The sequence below is a fragment of the Roseobacter sp. SK209-2-6 genome, assembly GCF_000169455.1.
In the GTDB taxonomy this organism is placed as follows: domain Bacteria; phylum Pseudomonadota; class Alphaproteobacteria; order Rhodobacterales; family Rhodobacteraceae; genus Pseudophaeobacter.
The window spans coordinates 286652-301625 of sequence record NZ_AAYC01000001.1 but is presented as its reverse complement, the minus strand read 5'-3'; the positions used below and the strand labels follow the sequence as shown (position 1 = coordinate 301625).

The 14974-nt window shown below is 55.0% G+C and carries 17 protein-coding genes; 6 read left to right on the top strand and 11 right to left on the bottom strand.

The features are described 5' to 3' along the window. Positions 1–25: 25 nt before the first annotated feature. The 4 genes from nusG to RSK20926_RS01560 all read right to left on the bottom strand — a co-directional run bounded on the left by nusG (position 26) and on the right by RSK20926_RS01560 (position 2872). Positions 26–559, bottom strand: a complete 534-nt coding sequence (gene nusG / locus RSK20926_RS01575) for a transcription termination/antitermination protein NusG (protein ID WP_008203980.1) — start codon at positions 557–559, stop codon at positions 26–28. 242 nt (positions 560–801) lie between these two features. Beyond that, positions 802–999 (bottom strand): preprotein translocase subunit SecE, encoded by a 198-nt coding sequence (gene secE, locus RSK20926_RS01570; protein WP_008203978.1) that lies wholly within the window; start codon positions 997–999, stop codon positions 802–804. A gap of 66 nt (positions 1000–1065) precedes the next feature. Further along, entirely contained in the window at positions 1066–1812 is a 747-nt protein-coding gene (locus tag RSK20926_RS01565) for a hypothetical protein (RefSeq protein WP_157133009.1), read from the bottom strand. Next, positions 1799–2872 (bottom strand): GSCFA domain-containing protein, encoded by a 1074-nt coding sequence (locus RSK20926_RS01560; protein ID WP_008203976.1) that lies wholly within the window; start codon positions 2870–2872, stop codon positions 1799–1801. The genes RSK20926_RS01565 and RSK20926_RS01560 overlap by 14 nt, the downstream gene beginning before the upstream one ends. Positions 2873–3108: 236 nt before the next feature. Between RSK20926_RS01560 and RSK20926_RS01555 the strand changes: the two genes are divergently transcribed. Beyond that, positions 3109–5325, top strand: a complete 2217-nt coding sequence (locus tag RSK20926_RS01555) for an O-linked N-acetylglucosamine transferase family protein (RefSeq protein ID WP_008203975.1) — start codon at positions 3109–3111, stop codon at positions 5323–5325. 484 nt (positions 5326–5809) lie between these two features. Here the strand turns inward: RSK20926_RS01555 and RSK20926_RS23395 are convergent, their stop codons facing one another. Next, positions 5810–6115 (bottom strand): aminotransferase class III-fold pyridoxal phosphate-dependent enzyme, encoded by a 306-nt coding sequence (locus tag RSK20926_RS23395; protein ID WP_050773023.1) that lies wholly within the window; start codon positions 6113–6115, stop codon positions 5810–5812. 788 nt (positions 6116–6903) lie between these two features. Next, positions 6904–7167: a spike base protein, RCAP_Rcc01079 family gene (locus RSK20926_RS01545; protein ID WP_008203971.1), complete on the bottom strand. Its 264-nt coding sequence runs from the start codon at positions 7165–7167 to the stop codon at positions 6904–6906. An 870-nt stretch (positions 7168–8037) separates the two neighbouring features. Between RSK20926_RS01545 and RSK20926_RS21965 the strand changes: the two genes are divergently transcribed. From RSK20926_RS21965 to RSK20926_RS01525, 5 genes are all read left to right on the top strand, one after another. After that, the gene (locus RSK20926_RS21965; protein WP_008203970.1) at positions 8038–8601 is read left to right on the top strand and encodes a hypothetical protein; all 564 of its coding nucleotides are present in this window, start codon (positions 8038–8040) and stop codon (positions 8599–8601) included. A 142-nt stretch (positions 8602–8743) separates the two neighbouring features. Then, the gene (locus RSK20926_RS01535; protein ID WP_008203969.1) at positions 8744–9049 is read left to right on the top strand and encodes a hypothetical protein; all 306 of its coding nucleotides are present in this window, start codon (positions 8744–8746) and stop codon (positions 9047–9049) included. A 134-nt stretch (positions 9050–9183) separates the two neighbouring features. Continuing rightward, complete coding sequence (locus RSK20926_RS22740; RefSeq protein ID WP_008203968.1) at positions 9184–9342, top strand: hypothetical protein; 159 nt, start codon at positions 9184–9186, stop codon at positions 9340–9342. Between the two features lie 33 nt (positions 9343–9375). Continuing rightward, positions 9376–9843: a transcriptional regulator gene (locus RSK20926_RS01530; protein WP_037253271.1), complete on the top strand. Its 468-nt coding sequence runs from the start codon at positions 9376–9378 to the stop codon at positions 9841–9843. 96 nt (positions 9844–9939) lie between these two features. Beyond that, complete coding sequence (locus tag RSK20926_RS01525; RefSeq protein WP_008203966.1) at positions 9940–11445, top strand: DUF4942 domain-containing protein; 1506 nt, start codon at positions 9940–9942, stop codon at positions 11443–11445. Between the two features lie 63 nt (positions 11446–11508). On the opposite strand, the gene RSK20926_RS01520 is transcribed toward RSK20926_RS01525, so the two are convergent. The 5 genes from RSK20926_RS01520 to RSK20926_RS01500 all read right to left on the bottom strand — a co-directional run bounded on the left by RSK20926_RS01520 (position 11509) and on the right by RSK20926_RS01500 (position 14910). Further along, positions 11509–13191, bottom strand: a complete 1683-nt coding sequence (locus tag RSK20926_RS01520; RefSeq protein WP_008203965.1) for a hypothetical protein — start codon at positions 13189–13191, stop codon at positions 11509–11511. After that, on the bottom strand, positions 13191–13454 hold the full coding sequence (locus RSK20926_RS01515) for a spike base protein, RCAP_Rcc01079 family (RefSeq protein WP_008203964.1): 264 nt from the start codon (positions 13452–13454) through the stop codon (positions 13191–13193). The genes RSK20926_RS01520 and RSK20926_RS01515 overlap by 1 nt, the downstream gene beginning before the upstream one ends. A 76-nt stretch (positions 13455–13530) precedes the next feature. Next, positions 13531–13878: a hypothetical protein gene (locus tag RSK20926_RS01510; protein WP_050773022.1), complete on the bottom strand. Its 348-nt coding sequence runs from the start codon at positions 13876–13878 to the stop codon at positions 13531–13533. 11 nt (positions 13879–13889) lie between these two features. Next, positions 13890–14621 carry an NlpC/P60 family protein gene (locus tag RSK20926_RS01505; RefSeq protein WP_008203962.1) on the bottom strand — a complete coding sequence of 244 codons (732 nt, stop codon included), beginning with the start codon at positions 14619–14621 and terminating at the stop codon, positions 13890–13892. 49 nt (positions 14622–14670) lie between these two features. After that, entirely contained in the window at positions 14671–14910 is a 240-nt protein-coding gene (locus tag RSK20926_RS01500; RefSeq protein WP_008203961.1) for a hypothetical protein, read from the bottom strand. Between the last annotated feature and the right edge of the window lie 64 nt (positions 14911–14974).

Below are 14974 nucleotides of genomic sequence, written 5' to 3'. Positions count from 1 at the left end.
ATCTGTTCACGGAAAAGAGAGTGAGCTATGATTGTTTCGTCACCTGGGTGAAATCCAACTCCACCGGAGTTTCTCGCCCAAAAATGGAAACAGTCACCTTCAGCTTCTGATTCTCATCATCGACGCCCTCAACCATGCCGTCGAAGTCCTCGAACGGACCATCGTTGACCTTGACCTTTTCACCCACCTCAAAGGAGATGAGGGTGCGCGGCGCTTCTTCGCCTTCCTGGACGCGACCCAGAATGCCCTGCACCTCTGCATCGCGCATCGGCATCGGGCGGCCCTGCGGACCCAGGAAACCGGTGACGCGGTTGATCGAGGAGATCAGGTGATAGCCGCGGTCCGACATCTCCATGTGCACCAGTACATAGCCGGGCATAAAGCGGCGCTCAGTCGAGACCTTCTTGCCACGGCGGATCTCGATCACCTCTTCGGTGGGAACCAGAACCTCATCGATCTCGTCCTCAAGACCCTGCTCGGCAACCGAGGTGCGGATCTGCTCTGCGATTTTCTTTTCGAAGTTCGAAAGAACGCTGACCGAATACCACCGTTTCGCCATGAACTTGACCGTCCTTGTTTTGCCGGGCGCGAGAGGCGCCGCCTTTCATGAATACCTGTTCTTCAACTGACATACCGCAGCGGGCATCGCTTCTGAACAAAAATCGGCGCGCAACTTGATTCGCCGCACGCCTAACTTAGATCTTCTGGGTGACCTACCCCCCCCAAGACCTAAGATCAAGAGCTTGAAAGGGGTTTTGGCTTGGTGTCCGTCAGGAAGCAGCCTCCCGACGGAAGAAGCCCTTAGCCAAACATACCCAAGAGTCCTTGCAGGCCAAAACGGATAAGCAAATCCACCAGGGCAAAGAAAACCGCGGTCAGTGCAGCCATGATAAAGACCATCACAGTCGTAAGCAGCACCTCACGGCGGGTCGGCCAGACGACCTTGCTCACTTCGGCGCGTACTTGCTGGATGAACTGGACAGGATTGATGGTGGCCATGTGCCTAATGTCTTTCTGCTTGCAGGGTCTGCGGCATTTAACGCCCAAACCAACTTATTTCAAGTCCTAGGCTGTGATCCTTGCAGCTTTCGCCCTTGAAATTGCGGCATTCAGGATCAAGGCACCATAGGCACCATTCTTGTGAACAGTGTCGCCATCCACGGCTTCAGACTTGGCGGCATAGTCAATGTGAGTCAAGGCACCCCGGGTCACGGTTTCCTCGGGCTGCGCCAAGAGCGTTACACCATCCTGTGCCATCGCCGCTTCCACCTCACGCCACAACTCTGCCCTTTGTTCCAGCGTGGCGCCAGTGTTGATCGTTGCCTGCACCTCATCTTCCTTGATGAGCCGGTCGTTCAAAAACCCCGCAGGCGCAAAAAGCACCGGCCTTTTCTTTGCGAATTCCCGCGCGACACGGTAGGACCGGCACCCCTCCAACCAGCGATGCAACATAGTGGCCCGAACCGCGCTGGACACAAAAGCAGTCGCATCAGAATGCCCCCGGAGAATAGGGACCAAAAACTCCGAAGCCCTGAGACGGCACCCCATAAAGAGATAGGCTTCAAAATCCGTTGGCGAGAGTTCCTTCCGCCCCTCAAAATTTATGACCTCCAGATATCTCTCTGCTTCGGGCGAAGTTGGCGTGATTCTCCCATCAACAAAATGGAGATCCCGGAACCGAGGGCCTGCTGCCCCCCAGAACTCCAAATCAACACCCGTGAGATCCACCCGATCTTCGTCCACAGCATTCTTGATGCAGGCGATATGGCTGTCTCCATACACGCAGAACTGAAACGTCCTATCCAAAGGCATCCAGGAATTCCTCTTCACATTTAACTGCGCGCGAACTCGCGCTCCCCCCCTGACGCTTTGCCCCGCTCTTAGCCGCTTGCCGCGCAAGTCTCGGAAAGGCTGCATGCTGGCAGGCGAAAAAGCTCTCCATCACGTGGTTCACCCCCTGCGGAACGACGCTGCGCTGGTTGGGCGCGTAGAACATTCCTCGATAAGCTGGATGGGTGATGATTTCATAAGATGGGAAGTAGTCCACGTCATCATGATCATCCGCCAATTCACCCGCAACCGCCCTAAGCACAGATTTGGAATAGCTGGTTGCGGTCAACACATGTTTGTCTGTTGCCGTTGCCGTCAGCGGCACTGGAGAGACCGTCAACAAGACACGCAATCCGGGATTGGCCGCTCTTAGGATCTCCAGACAGGCCCGCATGTCACGTCGAATGGTCGAGAACCCTTGATTGACAAAAACATGCTGGTCTTTGTCGAATTGGCCGCCGACCGTGCCAGGACAAAGCGCATACTCCAGACCTGTCTCGCGATTGCGCCAGGATTCAGTCAAACCCATTGTGAAGACAAATATGTCCGCCTGGGTGATTGCATTACGAATGGCCGCGAGAACCGCATCGCGAGAGGCCAGCAATTCCGCCTCAGAAGCAAAACCTCCAGGCTCAATCGCGGGGCGCAACGGGTCCATAACCCGCCCCTCATTTTTCCAGATTTCCTCTGGCGCCTCGGCCTCTCCAAAAGCATATCCCAGCCATTGCCGCAGCATCCGAGCCGTATATATATTGCCAGTCCGGAACGAGAAAATCCCGTAGTTATAGTCACGCGCCTGATCCTCACTCAGCAATTTGGGGGCTGGCTCTGCGTCCAGCCAGTTGTGACCCCGCGCGACCAATGCACGGCTAAAATGCTGGGCAAAACAGGACCCGGCGGTAATGACCTTGTGCCTGCGCGGCACTGGAAACTTTGGCCGCCAAAGCCCAGAGATTTCAAGCGGATTGCAGGCCGCAACAGCGCTTTTCCAAAAGGCTGTTTCAGGCAGATTGGCATAGGGGTTTGTGGGTCGCTCGCTCATATTTACTTGCCCTTGCTCTTTTGTTTCAGCCTAGGCCCCATGACAGAAAAAGACAATTCCATCTCTTGGAGGGCTGTGGCGGGTCTTATCTCATGAAGCGGTAATGCAGCGTTAAACAGCAACACCTCAAATTTGAGGCAACTCTATTTTAATTCCCTTCGATTAGCGTTTTTCAAAAGGGCTTTCAGCTTCAGAACGAAGTCTGCCTTCAACAGCGCGAAGTGAGATAGGATTCCATGACCATCGCCTCATCTATCAACAAAGCCAATCGCCTTGAACGGGACAATAGGTTTGAGGATGCAGCGGAAGTTTACCGCGACATCTTAAAGAAGTTTCCAAGGAACACGCGCGCGCGTTCGGCGCTCGATGTTTTGCAAAACCGTATTAGTGAAATGCAAAACCCCTCCCAAGAGCAAATGGATACGCTGAAAACCAAGTACAATGCCGGCCAGCATGCAGAAGTTGGCACCAGCTGCGCCTCCCTCTTGAACGGCTTCCGGCATTCCCCTTTCCTGTGGGAAATGCTGGGCAGATGCCATCTGCAGGCTGGGAACTTAAACGAGGCCGCGACCTGCTTGAACAAGGCCTGCGAGCTGGCGCCACGCTCTCCCAATCCCTATTCAGCCCTGGGGGATGTCTACCAAGAGCAATCCCAGATCGATAATGCTATTGCGCTCTACAAAAAGGCGATTTCTCTGGATCCAGAGCACGTCAATAGCCTGAACAATCTGGCGAATACCTATGTAAACCTCGGCAGAATTTCCGAAGCGCTGCCGCTACTGGAAACCGCAAGAGCCAAGGCCCCACAAAACGCTTTGATCGCCTTTAATCTGGGCAGTGCTGTGTTGAAGACCGGTCAGGCCACAAGGGCCAAGACGCTTTTTGAAAAGGCAATTTCACTAGATCCGAACCTGACACAGGCACACTATAACCTTGCGCAATTGCAATCGTCGGCAGGTGAAAAGGAACTCGCCATTGAGCGCTTTGATGCAATCTTGCAAGAGAACCCCGCTGATGACAGAACCAGAGCATGTCGTCTTGATGCGCTGGCCCAGATCAACGATTGGCGCTGGCTGCAGGAATACCAGGAGTGCCGACGTCATCTTGGCCTGACGGGCTGCTCTATTCCTGCCTTCACGGCCCTTAACCTGGAAGACAACCCCGATCTGTTACGGCTTCGCATTCAGGCCTATGCAAATGAGCGTTTCCCTGCCGTCGAACCGGCTCCTCCCTGCAACCATCATGAGCGTCCGAAAAAGCTGCGTATTGGGTACTTTTCTTCCGACTTTCATCGGCATGCAACCATGCACCTGATGGGGGGGCTTTTTGCTGCGCATGACAAGGCCCGCTTTGAGATCTACGCCTACTCCTACGATGCTGCCCCAGCGGATGCGATCCGCAAGCGCGTGCAGGATGCTGTGACCTGTTTCCGCGATATCAGCACTACACAGGAAGCAGCAATCCTGGAGCAGGTGAAGGCTGATAAACTAGATATTGCGATTGACCTGAAAGGGTTCACCGGGAACAATAAATCCCATCTGTTCGCACATCGCTTGGCGGGGATCCAAATCTCCTATCTTGGCTTCCCTGCAACATCAGGCTCCACCGCATTTGACTACTTCATCGGCGATCACAAAACATGCCCGCCCGGAAGTGAGCGCTTCTTTGAAGAGCATCTGATCCGGATGCCAAATAGCTATCAGGCCAATGACAACAGCCGCACCATTTCGGATAAGCAATACACTCGCGCAGACTGCGGCCTACCAGACGATGGATTTGTTTTCTGTTCCTTCAACAACAGTTACAAGATTACCCCACGCGAGTTCGACATCTGGATGCGCCTTCTGGCACAGACCGATGGAAGTGTTCTTTGGCTGCTGCAAACCAGCCAATCCTCCACTGAGAACTTCAGACAGGAGGCCGAGAAACGCGGCATTGATGCTTCACGTTTGATTTTCGCACCACCTCTCCCACAGGCGGAGCATCTGGCGCGGCAACAGGTGGCAGATCTTTTCTTGGACAGTTTTACCGTGAATGCCCACACAACAGGCAGCGACGCGCTATGGGCCGGGGTGCCAATTTTGACCTTGCCAGGCAAGCAATTCGCCGCGCGCGTCGGAGCAAGCCTGCTCCATGCAGTAGGCCTGCCAGAAATGATCGCAACATCAGAAGCCGACTATGAAAAACGCGCATTGGAGTTGGCTCACGATACGGAAGCCATGGCTAAAATCCGTGGGAAACTCTATCGCAATCGCTTGAATTCCCCCCTCTTTGACACAGATCGCTTTGCACGCGACCTGGAAAAAGGGTTTGACCTTGCCTTTGAGCGGTCTCTCAAAGGTCAAACACCTGCGCATATCGATGTCCCAGCTGCGCCCCTAGAGACTCCCATGCCTCCGGCTGCTGCGCTAGGTCAATCAATGGAGGCCTCGCAGGGGCTTCGCGCAGGCTAAACAACAGATGGAGGCCGAAAAGAGAAAATTTGACTTGGCTTCCTTTCAGCACCTGCAACCTGGGAGCGCCCCGTGGCGCTCCCTCTCTGGTTTGGTCAAGGTCCTGTTGAGTATGCGCCAAGCAAGGATAGAGCTTACCCGGTGATTTGAATATGCCGTTGCGCCGCAAACTGGCGTTGTAACGCCCGTTCACGTTGGGATCGTCATGCTGAGCAGAGCGATAGTCCCGGCAGTTGGCCTTGGTGAAGAAAACATCAAACAATGTCTCATCGCCACAGATTTGAAGCGGAACACCTGCTTTGTTCAGCTCTTCGCTTTGCATCTCCTGCAGCGACCTACCAGTCTGCCTGAGCTGATCAAAACTGCCTTCCCGGCGCAGGATCTCCAGTGTTTTCAACCCTGCCGCTGCGGCAACTGGGTTCCCTGATAATGTACCGTGCTGCGTGAGCCATTTATCCACCCCGACAGCAGATCTGTCGAAATGCTACATAATCTCAGTGCTGGCGCCCAACGCCCCCGAAGGAGACCCACCCCCAATGGTTTTGCCCAGGGTGCAGATGTCGGAGGTTACGCCATAGTGCTCCTGCGCACCTCCATAGGCACTTCGAAATCCGGTGACGATCTCATCAAAGATGAGCAGGACACCATATCGACCACCTAAATCATGCAGCCCCTGCAAATAGCCGAGCTCTGGTGGGATGATCCGTTGCAAGCGCTCCAGGATAATTGCAGCAACATCGCCCTCTTCCGCCAAGAGAGCTTCAACCGCCGCAAAATTACTAAGAAGCAATCAGATAATCGATGTACTCGCGACAATCTTCCTCCCAGCCCCTGCTACCCTCCCCTCGAGCAATGACGATACCTGGGACAAAACTCCCAAAACCGTCCGCGGACAAAACGGTGCGAGCGCGATCAATCCATCCGGATTGGGAAGTCAGTATTTGCCTGGGTCAGGTCATTTCCCAAAAACCGACAGCTCCTAATCAGGTTAGACGCCAAGCCCAGGTTCCGCAAAGAGCGCAATTCGGCACCTTTTGCGTCAAGACACAACCCGCCTGAGCCGGGTCATCCTGCAAAAGGACAGATCACAATCAATCATCTGCGAAGATTGCGTTGGAGACATCGCAAAGTGAAGCGCTGCTACGGTCACAAAATCGCTATCAAAGATGCATTTCACATCACTTCTGGGAGCGGTAAAACCGCCGACTTCCACATGCCGTCCCGGTCGCTCATGATCCCTTCGGCATTGCCAAATTTTGGTGGCCAACCCTGTAGGCGCGGCAGAACGGGGCAGTTATTCTCTTTCTCTCATCGAACTGCGCCTAAAATGAGTGGACCCCATTCCCCAAGCTCATTGTGGCAGACACCACCCCGAGGCAAACGACCACCGAATCCTTGCCCCCCTTGATCAACTCCCTCTCAGCGCGTTCAAATAATTGGTAATGCCAAGGCCAGTGCTGAAACCAAAAAAGGTTCCCGCCTCTGCCTCCGCCAACAAGTTGGTAGGGTCAAAGGGTGTTTGCAGCAGAGAGAGCATAGGACGGTGGGTGGCCCAATTTCCTAGGCCAAGACCAAGTATCAATACCACCCAACCACTGTTGCGGTGGTTCCGGTGGCCTCCACACCAATTGCCGAGAACGTTAGGATTTCACCGGCCTGAACCGGATAGGTGATCATGGAGCCAGCACTATCCCTCAGGACTAGATCCCCTGCCGTGAGAACTTTTAGAACCCGTGGCCGAACTGGCAGATCAACCCCATCTACCGGCGTGATCACAAACTGGGTTTCTGCGGGGCTCTCAAGTCCACGCTGAAAATGTGCAAAAGGGTCATTTTGGGGCATGCGAAGCTCCAATCCAGAAAAGGTGCAAAACGACAGGGAGCATGGCAAGGGCCGATTTCCCTGTGAGCCAAAGTCAAAGGCATCGACCAAATGGGATAGCCCTGTTCTCTTGCGACTTTGCTAGTACACCGCGCTCTCTCAGCGCATCGCAACCACGGTAGTTTACGATACCGCCCTAGAGTTTCACTCAAAGATAGAAGTCAAATACCTATGCTCAGGCAGTTTGGCCGAAGTCATGCCAAGCCACGAAACCAGCCTTAGGAGTTCAAGAAGGTCAAAATAGAGTGAGATACTGGCAGGGGCATCAGGGTTCGAACCCGAGACCTACGGTTTTGGAGGCTGGCGGAAATTACATTTTTTCAGCCACTTAATCAAAAAGTTTCCCAAAACAAACCGTGAAAACTAGGAGAACATGGGAAACCACCTTTCTGCCCGTCTATTTTGTTCGACGCCTGAAGGAAGCTTGTAAAACGTATCCAATCCCACAACGATTATCGAGTTGAGCATTCTTTTGCTTCAACGCGCGCTCACAGCCTGCGGCCTTGGCGAAACTGTTTAGGGCATCTGGCCCGTTCCTGGTTCCAGCGATTTCAAAATAGCGATCACGCTTGTAGCGACCAAACCGGCCACACAACGAACAACGCAGGGTGATCATTTCTCCTAAGCCCATAGCCCTCTCCCCGATGCTTCTGGCCTGCGGAAGGAAATAACCGCAATTACCCAAAAGAACAAATCGTGAACGAAAAAGGGCGTAGGTTACGCAAATATAATGGGCTGCAGCCCATATTCACCCTTGCAATTACGGGCTGCAGCCCATATATTGAATTTATCGGCAGGGATAAGAGATCCCACAAAACTAAGGAGAGACCGATGACAATCACCGCCCGCGCAATCCCCGAAAACTCCACCAAGATCGCAATGAAATCTGGTGGCGCAGAGTTCCACATCTACGAAGACGGCAAGGGTCGCCCTTGTGTGGTCTACTATCGTGGCAAGAGTTCAAAAATGAATGCCTTTTACTTCAAAACTGAGGAGCGTCGCGCCTCACATATCGAAGGTGTAATCAAAAATATCACTGCAGCCGAGAAGCGGAAGGCCGAAGAGCGCGCCGCGCGCAACAAGGCTCACAACATGGAGCCAGGTCTGATCCTTTACACTAGCTGGGGATACGACCAGACCAATGTTGAGTTCTACCAGGTGGTGGAAGTTCCTTCCCGATGCTACGTCATCTTGCAACAGATCTCCGCCCCTCTTGCACGGGGTGAAGAAAGCTTCATGTCCGGCAATAGCGTTCCTAATCCAGAGAACAAAATTGGCGAACCTTTCCGCCGTAAGGTCAACATGTCTGGCTCTCGCCCTAGTGTGAAAATTGACAATGTGGCCACTGCCTGGATCTGGGATGGAAAGGAAAAACACACTAGCTGGTACGCGTAAACAGCAAAGCGGCAGGGTGACCCCTGCCGCAATAAATATCTGTTTCGGTGCATTTTTCTCTTGCACGTATGGGCTGCAGCCCATATAGTGATTGTATTGACAGGGACAAGAGGTCCCACGCTTGAGAAAAGGAGAGACGTCAATGAAAGTAGAACTGATCATCCCCGCACTGGACAACGATGGTTCCGACAATTCCGCAGTAATCGAGGCGGCTATCAAGAGCTTTTGCAAGCTCTATGGCGGCGCAACTGTCTATGAGGCGTCCGGTTATTGGGTCAATGACGCAGGCCACCTCTATGAGGATGCGGTTAAAGTTCTGGTTAGCGCAGCCACCAAAAAAGAAGAGGCCAAAGAGCAGCTTCGCGGACTGGCTCGTGAGGTTCTGGCGGTAACCGATCAAGAGGCGGTCTTCCTCTCAGTCGGCGGGGAGGCAGAGATCATAGAATAAACCACCGGGGCGGCTTTGACCGCCCCAACTTTTTTCGGTCTGGCTGCGTTTTTCTCTTGCACATATGGGCTGCAGCCCATATAGTAAATGTATCGGAAGGGATAAGAGATCCCACCCAGGATAAGGAGAGACCGATGAGAAAAGCCACCCGGCGCAATCCCTATACTCTTGCGGAAATGGAAGAGTGGGCCAGGGAGCTTCAAGCGGAAGATCCCGAAAGAAGCGTCTCAGTCGTCGGCACCGAAAAACGCCCCTACATCATCATTTTGAAACCACCTGCCTGGCTCAAGTGAGCCTGGCGCGTGGATGAACCAAAGGAAATTAAAATGCCTATCGCAATTATCATCAGCCATGAAGATATCGCCCCGGCCATCCTGCAGGAAGACAAGGCCGCAGACCTGCTGAAGGCGATCAATGCTTTGACTGTCACACCAGATCTAGGAAACGAGGATAGCGCTCGCCTGTGGCTGCAGGAGCAGCCTGCACCTTCTGGCTGGTTCAACACCCTGGAAGAGGCTCAGGCCCATGTGAGGCGCTGCCACAACCCAGTTCCCATCCTACCTGGAAAGGTAATCCAAAGGACCCGTGAAGCCATGGGTATGACAAGAGCAGAATTTGCCAGGGCTTTGGGAATTGGGAAAACGGATAAGAACCGCCACACTGAAATTTTCAATATTGAGATTGAAAAGATCAACAAGAGCAGCGGCAGGCCACGGGTCCTGAACCCCAAAGCAACAGAGCGTCTGATGGCTCTGGCGGCGGAACACGGGCTGAACCTGCTGAAAGACGACTAACCCCAGCCACCCTACCTGTACTGCCTCTCAGGCGGCTCCTGTGAGCCCGTCAACGGTAGAGGCATGTCAAACGCTAAGAACATTTAGGTGAAGAAAATGAACGCTCACAACCTCCCGGCTCTGCCGGAAAAGATAGACCTCATCATATCGCAGTATGAAGCGAAGCGCGCGGCGATCCCTGAGAGCATAAGCCAAATGCAAGCATCGATCGATGCCGCCAAGGGCAATTGCTGCATGGGCAGCGCCTTTGTCTCTGACCCAATTGGATATGTTCCTTTGCCATCCGAAAAGGCCATGGCTGAAACCTTAACGGAATCGGCCTGGCAGCATGTCTATCGGCTGGCAAAGGTTGATATGCTGGCCCCGGCCTCAGAGCGCGCCGATTTTGAAAAGAGCCTGGAACAACATCCAGAGTTCACCGCCGAAAACGTGATGGCGACCTTTGGCCCCTATCTCGCGGACCCGCGCCACTACATCTTGAAGGGCCTGGCTGAGTGCTTTTCCAAGCTGGACCCGGCGTATAAATCGCATAGCAAGGTCAAGATAGGTGTCAAAGGACTGCCAAAAAAGATCATCATTCAAAGATGCGGTGACGGCGTATTCAATGGCTATGGGCTGGATACCTTGCGGGATGCGCTTAACGCGCTTCGCATGGTTTCAGGTCAGCCACATCTGAGCCGGTTTCAGTTTGAGGATATCTATCGCTGGAACCGGATCGAGGCCGGGAATTTTCCGGAATGGGAACCGGGCAAGGTCTGGCGCAGCGGTGATCAGGTTCACCACGAGGGGCAAACTTATAGAGCCATGGACTACATCCGACCGGCTGACGCTTTTGAGCGTGGGGAAAAAGAATATCGAGGATGGCGGCTGCAAGAGCATGTGATGCCAGGTATCGAGGTTCGCCGTTTTCAGAATGGCAATGCTCACCTGATTTTCAGCAAAGACTGGTTGCGCAAAATCAATCTTGCTCTGGCGGAATTCTATGGCGACGTACTGCCAGAAACTGAAGAAGAGGCCAGCCAAACCAAGCGCGCATCAACTGAGGTTTCAAAAGATCTGGCGTTCTATTGGACGCCTGAAAAGGTCACCAGGAAGATCCTGCGAGAAACCCGCATGAACAAGGATAACTACAGTTACGACTATCAGCAAAAACTGGGCAATTCCCCGGCTGTGCTAGAGCCTAGCTGCGGTGAAGGGCACATGATGGATATCATCGCGCAAATCTGCCCTTCAGCCTGCCTTTCCGGCGTTGAGTGCCACGCGGGAAGAGCCGCTATCGCTGCATCAAAGGGGCATCGCGTCCAGGTTGGAAACTTCCTTGAGTTCACCGCAAAGCCGGTTTGGGATTTGGTTGTGATGAACCCGCCATTTGCCAATGGGCATTGGAAGAAGCATCTAATGCATGCCCTCAAATTTCTGAGGAATGGCAAAACCTGGAACGAACAAGGGGAGCTTGTCTGCATCTTGCCTGCAAGTGCAGAGGTAGACGGGCACCTGAAGGAACTGGGCATCAAATACACTTGGCGAGATTTGCCTATGGCGTCATTCAAAGACGCCGGGACAAATGTTGCCACAGGCTTTATCCAGTGTGGCCCGCAATAGGTCAGAACCACATGCCCAGTAGTGATCTAGCCTCTGTAAGGGGCTAGATTTATTTTTTTGGCGCTACCGCAGAACCGCACTCGCGGCGTCCCAATGTGGCCGATAGCCTGGCACACCTTCTGAGCCCCAATTGACGGTCGCAAAACGCCCAGGACCGCCAGCGCAGGAATAGAGCGGGCTGTCACCGGCCAGCTTGTCGCCTGGCCCATTGATCCCGCTTCCTGCCCCGGTCCAGATCGGGGTGAGATCCGTGCCCGGCCCAAAATACTGGTCACTGACGTAGATATGATGGGTATCGAAGGCGTCGGGCACGATCAGTTGGGCGGGATCGTTCGCCTTGGCTCCAAACAGTTCAAGCGCCCCGCCAACTGTCGCACCGTTAAAATCAGCGGTGCGTTCTGTGTAGACGTCACCCAGGACTGTGTAGCAAGTGTTCCCGTCCCAGGTGACCATCCAGTGCTGCAGCTCGCCAACATTGCCGCCAAAGATGACATTGCTGGAAAACGGCCCCTTGAACCATAGATCACCGCCAGGGCGGATCTGTATCGCCCAGTCCCCGATATAGAGATAACGACTGTCCGCGCTGGCAATCGGCCTGCCGACGATTGAGATTGTGCCCTTGTCTGACAGGCTGGGGAAGTAGTGGCGCAGAGAGGGCTGCGCCTCCCCAAACCGGGTCGCGCCGGTGGCCTCCCCCAGGGAGAGGCGGTTGGAGCCAGAGCCATGCTGGTTGCGAACTTCGATAAAGAAATCTGCCCATTTGCCGCTGGGGGCAGCACCAGGACCCCGACGCACCGTCGTGCCATCCAGGGTAATCGCCTCTGCGTTGCCCTGGTCATTGTTGACAAAGGTTTCCTCTACCGTGCCGAGCACTTCCAGACTGCCGATCACCGCGCCCTCGGGCACGGACCAATCCACAGCCATGTTTTGCGGGGGCATATGGGGAGCCGCATCATTCCCGGCGAGGGCGGCAAGATAGGCGGCTAGCTCACGGGAAATCGCCTTAGAGAACAGAGAACCGGGGTGGATCGGGTCAAACTGATGCCAGGACTCATTTCCGGGTTTTGAACCGAAGGCGTTGACCCGCAGCCCCTCTATCCATTTTTCCGGGAGGTCGGAGCTGTGAGGGGCTAGAAAATGGGCCTCCTTTAGCATGGCATCGGGCCAGCTAAAGACGGGGTAGCCGAGTTTGCGCGCCGAGGCGACAAAACCGTCAGAGGAAGCGCTTCCCCCCACATTGTAGTGGGTCACCACGGTTCTGTCCTTGCTGTATCCTGCGGCCTCAAGCGCGATCAGGTTGTCCAGCAACACCTGCTGGCGGGCAACTGAAGGCGCACCGTCATTGGTTCCCCAGCTCACCACATCCACAGCGCTCGGAGACCCTGCTTCCATGCGCGCGCGGATCTGGGAAGAGGTCTCCCCCGGTTCGCCCTCATTGGATAAGCCCCCCACCAGCTTTTGCACCTCACCGGGCCAATCGCCATGGGCGATAATATCCAGATCTCCGGGGGGCGCATAGTTGAGCTCGGTCAAACCAGAGTACGGAATGCCATTGGCAAGCATCGTGTTGGAGTGGTTGTTTTTGGTGATACTGTCGCCCCAGGCGGCACCAGAGGCCAGCGTGCCATACTTGGTCGGCTGCAAGTCCCACAGATTGTTGATCTGAGGCAGCGGCACTGACCCGCCGCCCTGCGCAATCAGACCTGCCAAATGGGCAGAAGTTACCCCAAGACCAAGGCCCAGCATCAGTACCACCCCACGACAGTGGCCGTGGTGCCGGTGGCCTCAACCCCTTGCGCCGAGAATGGCAGGGTTTCCCCGGCGGTCACCGGATAGACAACGACATTGTTTGAGGCATCCCGCAGGGCAAGATCACCCCCGACGGTTACCCGCAGAACGCGGGGTTTAACTGGCAGGTCAACGCCATCCTGCGGTGCAATGGCAAAGTGACTGTTTGCCGGGCTTTCTAGCCCACGATGGAAGTTGGAAAAAGGATCGATCTGGGGCATCAAAGGCTCCGATTTTAGAGGAGAAAACAGAGGTTGAGGGCGCTAAACCAGCGCCCCCAGGAAGTGTGGGAATCCATTAGCGACCAAAGGCGGGCGCGATCTCCTGCAGCTTGCCAAGAGCCAGACGGCCAAGGACTGCCTCTGAAGGCCCAAGCCGCGCCATAGCATCGGGCACAGAGTCCCGCGCGTAGGCAATCGCCTCCTCAATTAGTTGAGGCGGTTCAGCCTCAGGTCGTCGGCTCAACGCCGCGCGCAAACCGCTCATCAAGGCACTGTGAAGATTTTCACGATGGCGTTGCTCAATATCGATGCCAAAGCGCACCTTCAGAACCTGCGCCACCCGCCCGATCACAACGGTCAAGATCAGGGCAGCGAGGCTCAGCAAATGGGGTTGCAGTTGCAAAAAGAGGTCATTCCAGTTCATCTGGTTTCCTTTCAAGCTTCATTGGTGGAGAGAATGGCGCCGCTTGCATCCAGGATGGGCAAAGGGCGCTGGTGGGCTGCGGGCCAGTTCTTGGGCCAACGCAGATCGATGAGGCGATTTGCTGCAAGCCAGCTATCGCGCACCATGTCGGATTGATTGCCGCCACGGATCAGGAAGCGATTGCGCTGCGGGTCATAGCCAATGGCAAAGCCTACATGGCCTCCCTTGCCGCGCCTGAAGCTGGCAACCGCGCCATAGACCTTGCCGCAGCGCATGCCGTAGCTGGCAAAGTTGCGCGCCCAATAGGGGTTCGCCTCCAGGTTTTTAGGAAGCGGTTCCTCTGGCAGGGTCAATTCAAGCGCCGTGATTGCCGCATCCCCGCACCAGGGCAGTTTGGCCGGGTCACCCAGCGTGGAGCCATCAGAGCGCAGCCAGTCGCTCAAGACGCGATTATCCCGCACCTCATGCAGGCCCATGACCTTCCCCAGCTCTACCAACCAGGGTGGTTCCGGCGCGGTATCCGGGCCAAACTTGCGCGGTTCGGACACTTCTACCGCATCCCGCAAGCGCCCAAGTGTGATCGGGCCAACATAGTCCCGTGGCCAAAGCCCCTGTGAAAGCTTGAAGGCAACAATGGCCTTGCGCGTCATCGGCCCGGAAATTCCATCAACCCGGCCTTTGTAATGGCCGAGCTGCTGTAGCGCACGCTGCAGCCAGCGCACGTCATAAGAGTGCTGTTTCATTGGAAACCTCAAATGCTTGGATTGTCTGGCTTCACCGCGCCAGGGGCGGTCAGTTGCCCCGAGAGAGATCCCGGCGCAGTTCTTTCAGCTCGCGATCGATGCCCAGCATTGTTTGCCGGTCCTCTTCGCGGCGTTCATCCCGCAAAGCCGCTTCGCGCTGCATGATTTCGATCTGCTTTTGATTGGTGAAGACACGCCGGATCAACCAGACCACGCCCCCGGCCCCACCAACCACCGCCCAGCCGATCAGAGACTGTTGCGCCTTTTCCGCCATTTCTCCGAGGGTCATTCACTGCTCCATATGACAAAACCCCGCTCTCTTGGCAGGGCGATTTATGTTTGGTTTCTGGATG

Bases quoted from the DNA above. Each gene is read 5' to 3' on its own strand.
- nusG (WP_008203980.1), bottom strand. From the start codon at position 559: ATGGCGAAACGGTGGTATTCGGTCAGCGTTCTTTCGAACTTCGAAAAG.
- secE (WP_008203978.1), bottom strand. From the start codon at position 999: ATGGCCACCATCAATCCTGTCCAGTTCATCCAGCAAGTACGCGCCGAA.
- RSK20926_RS01565 (WP_157133009.1), bottom strand. From the start codon at position 1,812: ATGCCTTTGGATAGGACGTTTCAGTTCTGCGTGTATGGAGACAGCCAT.
- RSK20926_RS01560 (WP_008203976.1), bottom strand. From the start codon at position 2,872: ATGAGCGAGCGACCCACAAACCCCTATGCCAATCTGCCTGAAACAGCC.
- RSK20926_RS01555 (WP_008203975.1), top strand. From the start codon at position 3,109: ATGACCATCGCCTCATCTATCAACAAAGCCAATCGCCTTGAACGGGAC.
- RSK20926_RS01545 (WP_008203971.1), bottom strand. From the start codon at position 7,167: ATGCCCCAAAATGACCCTTTTGCACATTTTCAGCGTGGACTTGAGAGC.
- RSK20926_RS21965 (WP_008203970.1), top strand. From the start codon at position 8,038: ATGACAATCACCGCCCGCGCAATCCCCGAAAACTCCACCAAGATCGCA.
- RSK20926_RS01535 (WP_008203969.1), top strand. From the start codon at position 8,744: ATGAAAGTAGAACTGATCATCCCCGCACTGGACAACGATGGTTCCGAC.
- RSK20926_RS22740 (WP_008203968.1), top strand. From the start codon at position 9,184: ATGAGAAAAGCCACCCGGCGCAATCCCTATACTCTTGCGGAAATGGAA.
- RSK20926_RS01530 (WP_037253271.1), top strand. From the start codon at position 9,376: ATGCCTATCGCAATTATCATCAGCCATGAAGATATCGCCCCGGCCATC.
- RSK20926_RS01525 (WP_008203966.1), top strand. From the start codon at position 9,940: ATGAACGCTCACAACCTCCCGGCTCTGCCGGAAAAGATAGACCTCATC.
- RSK20926_RS01520 (WP_008203965.1), bottom strand. From the start codon at position 13,191: ATGCTGGGCCTTGGTCTTGGGGTAACTTCTGCCCATTTGGCAGGTCTG.
- RSK20926_RS01515 (WP_008203964.1), bottom strand. From the start codon at position 13,454: ATGCCCCAGATCGATCCTTTTTCCAACTTCCATCGTGGGCTAGAAAGC.
- RSK20926_RS01510 (WP_050773022.1), bottom strand. From the start codon at position 13,878: ATGAACTGGAATGACCTCTTTTTGCAACTGCAACCCCATTTGCTGAGC.
- RSK20926_RS01505 (WP_008203962.1), bottom strand. From the start codon at position 14,621: ATGAAACAGCACTCTTATGACGTGCGCTGGCTGCAGCGTGCGCTACAG.
- RSK20926_RS01500 (WP_008203961.1), bottom strand. From the start codon at position 14,910: ATGACCCTCGGAGAAATGGCGGAAAAGGCGCAACAGTCTCTGATCGGC.